At 29.3% G+C, this 12004-nt stretch carries 12 protein-coding genes; 11 read left to right on the top strand and 1 reads right to left on the bottom strand.

Going from position 1 to position 12004, the window contains the following annotated elements:
* Positions 1 to 2: 2 nt before the first annotated feature.
* From purE to U8307_RS13505, 9 genes are all read left to right on the top strand, one after another.
* The gene (gene purE / locus U8307_RS13465) at positions 3 to 497 is read left to right on the top strand and encodes a 5-(carboxyamino)imidazole ribonucleotide mutase (RefSeq protein ID WP_326908626.1); all 495 of its coding nucleotides are present in this window, start codon (positions 3 to 5) and stop codon (positions 495 to 497) included.
* 12 nt (positions 498 to 509) lie between these two features.
* A complete protein-coding gene (purC, locus tag U8307_RS13470; RefSeq protein ID WP_326908628.1) occupies positions 510 to 1217 on the top strand; it encodes a phosphoribosylaminoimidazolesuccinocarboxamide synthase in 708 nt (235 codons plus the stop codon).
* Positions 1218 to 1227: 10 nt separating this feature from the next.
* Positions 1228 to 2619: an amidophosphoribosyltransferase gene (purF, locus tag U8307_RS13475; protein WP_326908631.1), complete on the top strand. Its 1392-nt coding sequence runs from the start codon at positions 1228 to 1230 to the stop codon at positions 2617 to 2619.
* A gap of 12 nt (positions 2620 to 2631) precedes the next feature.
* A complete protein-coding gene (gene purM, locus U8307_RS13480; RefSeq protein ID WP_326908633.1) occupies positions 2632 to 3678 on the top strand; it encodes a phosphoribosylformylglycinamidine cyclo-ligase in 1047 nt (348 codons plus the stop codon).
* Positions 3660 to 4310, top strand: a complete 651-nt coding sequence (gene purN, locus U8307_RS13485) for a phosphoribosylglycinamide formyltransferase (protein WP_326908635.1) — start codon at positions 3660 to 3662, stop codon at positions 4308 to 4310. The genes purM and purN overlap by 19 nt, the downstream gene beginning before the upstream one ends.
* Before the next feature lie 14 nt (positions 4311 to 4324).
* Positions 4325 to 5881 (top strand): bifunctional phosphoribosylaminoimidazolecarboxamide formyltransferase/IMP cyclohydrolase, encoded by a 1557-nt coding sequence (gene purH, locus U8307_RS13490; RefSeq protein WP_326908638.1) that lies wholly within the window; start codon positions 4325 to 4327, stop codon positions 5879 to 5881.
* 38 nt (positions 5882 to 5919) lie between these two features.
* Positions 5920 to 7179 carry a phosphoribosylamine--glycine ligase gene (gene purD / locus U8307_RS13495; protein ID WP_326908640.1) on the top strand — a complete coding sequence of 420 codons (1260 nt, stop codon included), beginning with the start codon at positions 5920 to 5922 and terminating at the stop codon, positions 7177 to 7179.
* A 59-nt stretch (positions 7180 to 7238) separates the two neighbouring features.
* The gene (locus U8307_RS13500) at positions 7239 to 8510 is read left to right on the top strand and encodes a LysM peptidoglycan-binding domain-containing protein (protein WP_326908642.1); all 1272 of its coding nucleotides are present in this window, start codon (positions 7239 to 7241) and stop codon (positions 8508 to 8510) included.
* Between the two features lie 92 nt (positions 8511 to 8602).
* The gene (locus tag U8307_RS13505; RefSeq protein ID WP_326908644.1) at positions 8603 to 9076 is read left to right on the top strand and encodes a methylated-DNA--[protein]-cysteine S-methyltransferase; all 474 of its coding nucleotides are present in this window, start codon (positions 8603 to 8605) and stop codon (positions 9074 to 9076) included.
* Here the strand turns inward: U8307_RS13505 and U8307_RS13510 are convergent.
* The gene (locus U8307_RS13510; RefSeq protein WP_326908646.1) at positions 9063 to 10391 is read right to left on the bottom strand and encodes a Na+/H+ antiporter NhaC family protein; all 1329 of its coding nucleotides are present in this window, start codon (positions 10389 to 10391) and stop codon (positions 9063 to 9065) included. The two genes, U8307_RS13505 and U8307_RS13510, sit on opposite strands and share 14 nt — an antisense overlap.
* 185 nt (positions 10392 to 10576) lie before the next feature.
* Here U8307_RS13510 and U8307_RS13515 point away from each other — a divergent pair, with 185 nt between their 5' ends.
* Both U8307_RS13515 and U8307_RS13520 read left to right on the top strand, forming a co-directional pair.
* Positions 10577 to 10978, top strand: a complete 402-nt coding sequence (locus tag U8307_RS13515; protein ID WP_326908648.1) for a thioesterase family protein — start codon at positions 10577 to 10579, stop codon at positions 10976 to 10978.
* Between the two features lie 145 nt (positions 10979 to 11123).
* On the top strand, positions 11124 to 11912 hold the full coding sequence (locus U8307_RS13520) for an EcsC family protein (protein ID WP_326908650.1): 789 nt from the start codon (positions 11124 to 11126) through the stop codon (positions 11910 to 11912).
* Positions 11913 to 12004 lie beyond the last annotated feature (92 nt).

Here is a 12004-nt window from a genome sequence, read left to right on the forward strand (position 1 = left end):
ATATGAAAGTAGCTATTATTATGGGAAGTGATTCAGACTTTCCGGTTGTTGAAAAAGGATATAACATATTAAAAGATTTTGGAGTAGCAGTTGATGTAAGAGTTATTTCGGCTCATAGGACACCTGAGGTTGCTTTTGATTTTGCAAAACAAGCTGAAGAGAATGGTTATGAAGTTATAATAGGCGCAGCAGGTAAGGCAGCTCATTTGCCTGGAGTTTTAGCAGGATGCACATCATTACCTGTAATTGGGCTTCCAATCAAATCATCAGAGTTAGATGGAATAGATGCATTACTAGCTATAGTTCAGATGCCACCAGGAGTTCCTGTTGCTACAGTTGCAATAAATGGTGCAGATAATGCAGCATTACTTGCTATTCAAATATTATCAGTAAAATATGAAGATTTGAGAATTAAATTCAAAGATTATAAAAATAAAATGGCTCAAAAAGTTATAGATAAAAATATAAAACTAAATGAAAAATTAAGTTGTAAATAATAGGAGGTTGAAATGAAAAAAACAGAAATGTTATATGAAGGTAAAGCAAAAAAAGTATATAAAACTGATGATGAAAAGAAATATATTGTTGAATATAAAGACGATGCTACAGCATTTAACGGTGAAAAAAAGGGTACAATAGTTGGTAAGGGTGTAGTTAATAATAAGATGTCAGCAGCTCTTTTCGCTATTCTAGAAGAAGAAGGTATACCAACTCATCAAGTTGAACTTTTAAGTGACAGAGAATCTTTGGTTAAGGCAGTTAAAATTTTACCAATTGAAGTTATTGTAAGAAATGTTGCTGCCGGTTCATTAGCTAAAAGATTAGGATTAGAAGAAGGAACTCCTATGAAGAAAACTATACTTGAATTCTGTTATAAAAATGATGCTCTCGGAGATCCAATGATAAATGATTATCATATAGCAGCTATGAATTTCGCAACAGATGAACAATTAGATACTGTTAAAAAGTATGCAATAAAAATAAATGATATATTGAAAAAATTCTTTATTGAAAGAAATATTAAGTTAATCGATTTTAAATTGGAATTTGGGATATATGATGGAATAGTTATACTTGCTGATGAAATATCACCTGATACATGTAGGTTATGGGACGGTAATAGTAATAAAAAACTTGATAAAGATAGATTTAGAAGAGATTTAGGTGGAGTAGAAGAAGTTTATCAGGAAGTATTGAATAGAATCAGCAAAAAATAAGGAGATACTAATGTACGATAAATTATTTGAAGATGACAAGATGCACGAAGAATGTGGTATTGTAGGAGTTTTTTCACAAAACCCTGACATTACTTCACAATTGGTATATTACGGTTTATTTGCTTTACAGCATAGAGGTCAAGAAAGTGCCGGCATAGCTATTAATACAGGTGGAAAAATTGAATATCATAAGGATATGGGACTAGTTTCTGATGTTCTAAAAAAAGATGTTATAGATAGATTATCTGGTGGTATTTCAATAGGACATGTTAGGTATTCAACGTCTGGTGGCAGCGAAAAAGAAAATGCTCAACCATTAGTAGTAAGGTATAAAAAGGGAAAATTAGCTTTTGCACATAATGGAAATCTAGTAAATGCAGATTCTATGAGAGAAATTTTAGAAGATGATGGAGTAATTTTTCAGACATCAATTGATACTGAAGTTGTTGCCAATATGGTTGCAAGAAATTCTAATGGAAATATAGTGAAATCTATAAAAAATGTTATGGAAATTATAAAAGGAGCTTTTGCTTTTGTAGTAATGACTGAAAAGGAACTTATAGGAGTAAGAGATCATTTTGGTTTAAGGCCTTTATGTTTAGGTAAAAGACTAGATGGTTATTTACTTGCATCAGAAAGTTGTGCAATAAATGCAATGGGTGGAGAGTTTATAAGAGATATTGAGCCAGGTGAAATAGTTATTATAAATGAAAATGGTGTTGAAAGTATTAAAAGTAAAAAATATGCTCAAAGAAAATCATGTATGTTTGAATATGTATATTTTGCTAGACCTGATAGTAATATTGACGGTATAAATGTATATCAAGCAAGATATAATGCTGGTAAAATGTTAGCTAAGGAAGCACCTGTTAAAGCTGATTTAGTATTTTCAGTACCAGATTCCGGTACACCTGCTGCTATAGGTTATTCACAAGAACTTGGCATACCATTTGGTCTTGGATTAATTAAAAATCGATATGCAAAACGTACTTTTATAGAGCCTAATCAAGAGTTAAGGGAACAAGGAGTAAAAACTAAGTTAAGTGTTTTAAATGAAATTGTTAAGGAAAAAATTGTTGTAATTATTGATGATAGTATTGTTAGGGGAACTACTACCAGACAAATAGTACAAATGGTCAAAGATTCTGGAGCAAAAGAAGTACATGTTAGAATTGCCTCACCTCCTGTTACTCATTCATGTTTTTTTGGAATAGATACTCCCTTTAGACAATATTTAATTGGGGCAACTAAAACTATTGAAGAAATAAAGGACTTTATTAAAGCTGATAGTATACATTATTTAAGTTTAGACGGTCTTGTTAATTCAACTAATTCTAATCAAGGTTTTTGCTTAGCTTGTTTAAATGGGGATTATCCAATGGAAGTACCAAAATTTGAATAAAAAGGAGTAATTATGTCTGATAAATTAACTTATAAAGATTCTGGTGTTGATATACATGCAGGTTATAAAACAGTAAATTTAATAAAAAATTATGTTAAAAACACTCATACTAAAGGGGTAATTTCAGATATTGGTGGTTTTGGAGGACTCTTTGCTATTGATAAAAATGAATATGAAGAACCTGTATTAGTATCTGGAACAGATGGTGTAGGTACAAAGTTAATGATAGCATTTAAAACTGATGTTCATGATACAATAGGAGAAGATGCTGTTGCTATGTGTGTTAATGATGTAATATGTCAAGGAGCAAAACCTCTTTTCTTTTTAGATTATATAGCAACTGGAAGATTAGACCCAGAAAAAGCTTCAAATATAGTAAAAGGTGTTGCAAATGGTTGTATAAAGGCAGGAGCGGCTTTAATTGGAGGGGAAACTGCCGAAATGCCAGGTCTTTATAGTGAAGGTGAGTATGATATAGCAGGTTTTTGTGTTGGGATAGTAGATAAGAAGAAAATAATTGATGGTTCGAGAATCACGGAAGGTGATATACTTATAGGAATTCCTTCAAGTGGTATTCATAGTAATGGATATTCTTTAGTTAGAAAAGTATTTTTTGATTATAAAAATTTTAATGTAAATCAATATATAAATGAGCTAAAAAGTACATTAGGAGAAGCATTGTTAAAACCTACAAGAATATATACAAAATTGATTATAAACTTAGTATCTAAGTTTGACATTAAAGGTATGTCTAATATAACAGGGGGAGGTTTCTATGAAAACATACCTCGAATGTTTCCAAAAGGTATATCAGCTAATATAAATACTAAAAATATTGATGTTTTGCCAATATTTAAACTTATACAAAAAGAAGGTAATATAGATATAGATGAAATGTATTCAACATTTAATATGGGAATAGGAATTGTAGTAGCAGTAAGTTCAAATATAGCAGAAAATGTAATGAAATATCTAGAAGGTATGGGAGAAAAGCCAGTAATAATTGGGAGCACAGTTAAAAGAGAAGGTAGGCTGAAGATATGTCACGAACAAAAATAGGAGTATTGATTTCAGGCTCTGGAACAAATTTACAGTCTATAATTAATAATATTACAACTGGTAATATAAATGGAGAAATTACAGTTGTAATTTCCAACAAAAAGGAAGCCTACGGACTAGAAAGAGCAAGACAGCATAATATTGATGCTGTTTTTGTCAATCAAAAAGATTTTGAAAACTTAGAACAATTTAACGATGTATTAATTGAAAAGTTAGAAAATCATGGAGTAGAACTTGTCATATTAGCAGGATATCTTAAGATTTTATCTAAAAAATTTATAAGTCTTTATAAAAATAGAATAATAAACATACATCCATCATTAATACCGTCTTTTTGCGGTAAGGGATATTATGGAATTAAAGTACATGAAGCTGCAATTAATTATGGGGTAAAGGTTAGTGGTGCAACTGTTCACTTTGTAGATGAGGAAGCGGATAATGGACCAATTATAATGCAGGAAAGTGTTCATCTTGATTATGAAGATACTGCAGAAACACTACAAAATAAAATTCTTAAAATAGAACATAAAATTTTACCTTTAGCAGTTAAATATTATTGTGAAGGTAAATTAAAAGTAGTAGGTAGAAAGGTTATAATAGTTGAAAATGAAGAATTAAAAAATAATAAGTAAAGGAGTTAAATGTGATGAGAGCTTTAATAAGTGTATCAGATAAAACTGGTATTGTAGAATTTGCAAAAAAACTTATAGAATTAGGTGTTGAGATTATTTCGACTGGAGGAACTAAAAAGGTATTAGAAGATGCAGATGTAAAAGTTTCAGGAATATCAGATATAACAGGATTTCCTGAATGTTTAGATGGAAGGGTTAAAACGTTGCATCCTAACATACATGCAGGACTGTTAGCAATGCGTTCAAATTCAGAACACATGCAACAACTAAAAGATTTAAATATAGAAACTATAGATATAGTTGTAGTTAATTTGTATCCATTTAAAGAAACAATTTTAAAGGATTCTGTTACAAGAGAAATAGCTATAGAGAACATAGATATTGGTGGTCCAACAATGCTTAGAGCTGCTGCAAAAAATTATCAAGATGTGGCAGTAGTCGTAGACCCTAAAGATTATAGTGTTATAGTAGAAGAATTAGAGCATAGCAAAGAAGTCTCGTTAGGCACAAAATTTTCCTTATGTTTAAAGGTGTTTGAGCATACATCACATTATGATACATTAATAGCTAATTATATTAAGAAAGAAAATAATGACAATAATTTACCTGAAACATTTACTATGACATATGAAAAAGTACAAGATATGAGATATGGCGAAAATCCTCATCAAAAAGCTGCTTTTTATAAAGAAGTTATTCGAGATAAGGGTCTTCTTACATCAGCAGAACAGTTACATGGTAAAGAATTGTCTTTTAATAATATTAATGATACTAATGGTGCACTAGAATTATTGAAAGAATTTGAAGAACCAACTGTTGTAGCTTGTAAACATTCGAATCCTTGCGGTGTAGGAACTGCAGATAATATATATGGTGCATATATAAAAGCTTATCAAGCTGATCCTACATCAATATATGGCGGTATTGTTGTATCTAATAGAGAAATAGACGAAAAAACAGCAGAAGAAATAAATAAAATATTTTTAGAAATTGTAGTTGCACCTTCTTATTCTGCTAAAGCTATTGAAATTCTAAAATCAAAGAAAAATATTAGAATTTTGAAATTAAGAAATATTATGCAAAAACAAGATGAAAATGATTATGATTTGAAAAAAGTAGCTGGAGGAATTTTAGTACAAACTATAGATAATAAGCTTTTAGAAGAAGATAATCAATTAAAAAAAGTAACAAAACGAGAACCTTCTGAACAAGAAATGAAAGATTTAATAATGGCTTGGAAAATTGTAAAACATACGAAATCTAATGCAATAACAATTGTAAAAAATGGACAGTCCATTGGTATAGGACCTGGTCAAGTTAATCGAATTTGGTCATGCAAACAAGCAATTGAACATGCTGAAGAGTTTTTAGGTAAAGACAGTCTTAAGGGAGCTTGCCTTGGCTCAGATGCTTATTTTCCATTTTCAGATAGTGTAGAAACTGCAGCAGAGGCAGGTGTAACAGCTATTATTCAACCAGGAGGATCAATTAGAGATAAGGATTCAATAGAAGCATGTGATAAGTATAATATATCTATGCTATTTACTAATATGAGACATTTTAAACACTAAACTTAATTAATAATAGAGGAGATTAAAAGGAGGGTTTCATGAAAATTCTTGTTGTTGGAAGTGGAGCTAGGGAACATGCAATTTGCTGGAAACTTAATCAAAGTAATAAAGTTTCTAAAATATATTGTGCACCAGGAAATGCAGGAATATCAGAAATAGCTGAAATAGTTAATATAAAAGTGAATAATTTAGGTGAGTTAACTAGATTTTCTGTTGATAACAAAATTGACTTAGTTGTTATTGGACCTGAAGGTCCTTTGGTAGATGGACTAGTGGATATCCTTGAAGAAAAGGGCATAAGAGCTTTTGGTCCAAATAAGAAGGGTGCTAGATTAGAAGGAAGCAAATCATATTCTAAGAACTTTATGCAAAAATATGATATACCTACAGCTAAATACGAAGTATATAGTGATTTAAATGAAGCTTTAGAGGGCTTGAAAAATTTTGAAGAACAAGTAGTTGTAAAAGCAGACGGTCTTGCAGCAGGAAAAGGAGTTTTAATATGTCAGAATAAAGATGAAGCAACATCAGCTATTAAGAGTATTCTGACTGATAAACAGTTTGGAGAAGCAGGCAGTACTATAGTAATAGAGGAATATCTTAATGGAATGGAAACATCTTTATTATGCTTTGTTGATGGGAAAAATATAATTCCTATGGAAAGTGCCAGAGACTATAAAAAAGCTTATGATGAAGATAAAGGCTTAAATACTGGCGGTATGGGATGCTTTTCACCAAATCCTATTTATACAGAAAATTTAAATAATTATATAAAAGAAAATATATTAGATAAAACTTTAGAAGGATTTTATACAGAAGGCATAGATTTCAAGGGTGTTTTATTTATAGGTCTTATGATTCAAGGTGAAAAGGCAAAGGTATTAGAATACAATACAAGATTTGGAGATCCGGAAACAGAAGTAGTATTACCTAGATTAAAGTCAGATCTAGTAGATATAATGGAAAAATGCATAGATGGAAATCTTTCAGACTCTGATTTAAAGTGGAGTAAAGAAAAAAGTGCAACAGTAATTTTAGCATCAGGAGGTTATCCAGAAAATTATGAAAAAGGCAAAGAAATTATTGGTCTTAATTTAGTCGATGATGATATTATATTATTTCATGGTGGAACTAAGTTTTCGAATGATGATAAAATTATAACTGACGGAGGTAGAGTGTTGGCAGTTACCGCTCTTGGAAAAACACTTATCGAAGCAAGACAAAAGGTTTATGAAAACATTAATAAAATTAATTACGAAAAAATGCAGTATAGAAAAGATATTGCAAAAATAATTTAATCATTATGAATATGCAATTGAATATATTATATATAAGTTTAAAAATATAGGAGGGACTTATGCATATTCATGTAGTACAAAGGGGAGAAGTGCTTTGGCAAATTGCCAATTACTATCAGAGTAATTTAGATGACATAATAGAAGTAAATAATATTACAAATCCAGATTTACTATTAATAGGTCAATCACTATTAATACCGTCGGGAGATACAGTATATACTGTTAGAACTGGGGATACAATGTGGCAAATTGCACAAAATTATGGTGTTCCTGTTCAAGAACTTTTATGGGAAAATCGCATTATTAATCCAAATCAAATTTACCCTGGTCAAATTATAAATATTCCAGGAAAACAAAAACCAACGATAGAAGTAAATGCCTTTACTTATATTTTGGGGATGGATGCAGTTCCAATAGTAGAGGAAGTAGGAGAACACTTAACATATTTAACTCCTTTCGCATACTTGGTAAATGAAGACGGTAGTTTAGAACCTATTGATGATGAACCAGCTATTGGTGCTGCAATTTCTAAAGGTGTAGTACCTATGATGTCTATAGTAAATTTTACGTATAATTTATCTGGAGAAGTTTTAGCTAATATTATATTAAACAATACATCCACAATGTCAATTTTACAAGATAATATTATTGAAATAATGAAAGAAAAAGGATATAGGATTTTAAACATTGACTTTGAATATATATATCCTGAAGATAGAGAAGCTTATAATCGTTTTTTAGAAAATACTGCTAATAGATTACATGAAGAAGGTTTTTTTATTTCTACATCATTAGCTCCAAAAGTAAGTTCAGATCAAAGGGGACTTCTATATGAAGCTCATGACTATGAAGCACATGGAAGGATTGCCGATTTTGTTATATTAATGACTTATGAATGGGGTTGGCGGGGAGGTCAACCTAGATCAATCTCTCCAATAAATGAAATTGAAAGAGTTTTAGATTATGCTGTAACGGTAATACCTAGAAACAAAATATTAATGGGATTTCAGATTTATGCTCGAGACTGGCGTATTCCGCATATAGAAGGACAAGAAGCTGAAACATTTAGTAATCAGGAAGCTATAGAGTTAGCATTAAGGTATGGAGTTCCTATTCAATACGATTATCTAGGGCAATCACCATTTTATAGATATACCGATGAAGAAGGTAATGCCCATGAAGTATGGTTTGAAGATGCAAGAAGTGCACAAGCAAAATTTGATACTGTTAAGGAATATAATTTAAGAGGTATAAGCTATTGGGGCTTAGGATATCCATTTCCTCAAAACTGGGCATTGCTAGAAGATAATTTTAATATACAAAAATACTAAAATTAATTAACTCGTAATTTTGAAGAGTATTGTTGTAAAATTTATTAAATAATAGTATAATGATTTAAAATATTTTATAACAGGTGGACATGTTGAAAAGTATATTTATTTATGAAACTAAAATTGGTAGAATTGCTATTGCAGAAGAAAATAATGCAATAACAGAAGTTTTATTCTATAATGAAGAAAAGGAAATAAATTGTCAAAAGAATTTAAAAGAAACTCATCTTATAAAAGAAGGATATAATCAAATACAAGAATATTTGAGTGGTAAAAGAAAAATATTCAATCTTCCCCTTGCTTTAAAAGGTACTGAATTTCAATTAAAGGTATGGAATGCTTTAAAAACAATACCTTATGGTGAAACTAGAAGTTATAAGGATATTGCAATATTAATTAATAGAGAAAAAGCTGCAAGGGCAGTTGGAATGGCGAATAATAGAAATCCAATTTCAATAATTATACCATGCCATCGTGTAATAGGATCTAATGGTAAGTTAGTAGGATATGGTGGAGGATTGAATATTAAAGAATATTTATTAAAACTTGAAACTAGCTTACATTAATATTCTTTTTCTTAAGAAAAGGCAATTTAATTATATTAACTAATGGTACTAAGTAAATGTATGCAGCATAGGGTATACTTTGTGGACCTACGGATAGAGTGGCAAGTGGCACTCCTACGGCTATGCTCCAAGGGATAAGTACTGCAATTAGTATAACAGTATTTTCTATGTCAATAGCAATATCTTTATTTGAAAAACCATTATCTTCATATATTTTATGCATTAATTGATATGTTAGTAAAACAGGTAGGGTTTGATTACATCCAAATATACTCGTAATAATGCTTGTTATTGTTGTTGTAAGATAAACTCCAATTTTGTCGCTCAGTTTCTCTAATGCATTTTGAATATCTTTAAGCATATTTGTTTCCTCAAATATACCAGAATATGAAGATGCTAGTAAAATTATAATAGAAGCATTGAGCATTGATATAATTCCTCCATCAGAAATTATATTAGCTAAAATACTATCACCATCTAAATTAAAACCAAATATCATATCCTTCAAAACTTTAGCAAATGGAAATCCTTGCAAAAACACAGATATTACAATACCCATAATAATACTAAATATCATAGAAGTTTTTACATTAACTTTAAAGACTGCTAAAATAAAAATAATTAAAGCTGGCAATATAGTAATAATATTTAATTTGTAATAATTAGGTAAATCAATTAATAATGAATTATCAACTGTATTAATTGGATTTCGCAAAGATATAAATAAATAAAATAACACTGCTAAAGTAAAGGGTATAAATCCTGTTACTAACATTCTTTTCACATTATCATATAAGTTTGTTTTTGTTATAGCTGCCACAAGATTTGCGCTAGAAGATGTTGGAGAACATCTATCACCAAAAAAAGCACCAGAAATAATTGCACCTGCCACTGCATTTACGTTAACTCCTCCTCCTCTAGCTAATACAATGAGAACAACGCCAATAGTACCTGCTGTTCCAAAACTTGTTCCTATGGAAAATGATACTAAACAAGTTAATAGAAATGCAATTAATATAAAATAATCAGGATTAATGAAGCTTGTACCATAATAAACTAAGAAAGGTATTGTACCGGATGCTCTCCATACTGAAGTCAACATACCTATTAAAGTAAAAAATGGTATTAGAATTATCGATTTTTTCATTCCTTTTACTAGCATAATTAAAATGCTTTTTATATCAAAACCTCTGTGATAGGCTGTTAAAGAAAAGACAATTACACCAACCAATAATGGTAAAATTATTGTAATTTTTTTTATAATACTAATAACAAGTGAAGATGTAAAAACTAAAAGTGCTACTAAAAAATCCATAAGTTACTCCTTTGCAGGTTATTATTGTCGATTTAAACATTATACAATTATTTATTTCTAAATACAATATAAATATAATAAAGAAGTTATTGCTTATTATTATAGAAGAATTATTTTATTGCCTTTTTACAAAAATTGTTATATAATAGGTTTAGGAAAACGATATTATTTGTAGGAGGTTAATTATGTTAAAACATAGAATAATTGAAGGTATGTCAACTACATATGAAAAGATTATAACACCAGCTGATTCGTATATATCTAATTCAGTAACTATTGACAATCTTATGTCAACTCCTGCTTTACTTGCGACAATTATTGAAATTTCATGGAAAATGCTCGACCCTTTAATTCCAGATGGATATTTAACTGTTGTAAGAAATATTGAACTTAATCATTACTATCCAACATTAATAGGTGAAAAGGTATCAATTACAATTTCGGTTGAAAAAATTGATAACAATAGGATATATTTAGTATTTTCTGGCATAGATAACATAGGTGAATTTTGTAAAGGTAAGTATGAAAAAGCTATTATAAAAAATGATAAATTAATAGAAGCAGCTGTAAAGAGAGCAAAGATATAGATTGATAAAACACAGATGACGAATTCTTGATAGTTTACTCAAAAGAATTCGTCATTATTTTTATGTAGATATTTCTAATTAAATTTTAAGTAAATTAAAAATAGAATATGATATAATGAAAATATATATTGTATTGGGGAGATAAATGAAAAATATAATTAATAATCACTTAAAAAAAATTGATAAACAAGAACAGAAAATATTAAATAAAAAGGGAAAAAATAAAATACAAGAAAAAATAAATCCATTAGTAGAAAAGATGGAATCTAAAGTTCCTGAAGCCCTAAAAGAAACTTTAAAATTTACGTTTTATAAGGCATTTCAGCTTGTTTTTGAAAGGGGCACTAAGTATATTGAAAAAATGTATAATAAAGAGAAAATACAGTTAGATCATAATATGAAAGACTTTTTAATAAATCAAAAAGTAAATAGAAAGTCAATTAGAGCCATGGATAAGCATTCTAAGAAGAGTAATGTTATTAACGCATCAATATCTACTATAGAAGGTGCTGGATTAGGCCTTATTGGAATGGGTTTACCAGATATTCCATTATTTACTGCGATGATACTAAAAACCATATATGAGATAGCCTTAAGCTATGGATTTGTATATGAATTGCATGATGAAAAAATATATGTCCTTCGATTGATACGAGGTGCATTAACTAAAGGAGTTATACAAAGTAATCATAATGCACTAGTCGACGAAACTGCTAAATACATAGATAATCACATTAAACTAGATTTTGATTTAAACAAAGAAATTGAAAAAACTTCTGAAGTACTATCTGAAGCCATGATAACTTCAAAATTTGTTCAAGGTATACCAGTTGTAGGCGTAGTTGGTAGCATAACGAATTTTGTTGTAATAAAAAAAATTAGTAAATATAGTTCAATTAAATATAAAAAAAGATACTTAAATAAGAAAATGTGATATAAGTATTGCAATTATTTGTTATTGATGGTTTAGATACTCTTTTTATAGGGTATATAAAAATAAAATAATTCAAAGTTGGAGGAAGCTAA

Source organism: Sedimentibacter sp. MB31-C6 (genome assembly GCF_035934735.1).
GTDB lineage: Bacteria > Bacillota > Clostridia > Tissierellales > Sedimentibacteraceae > Sedimentibacter.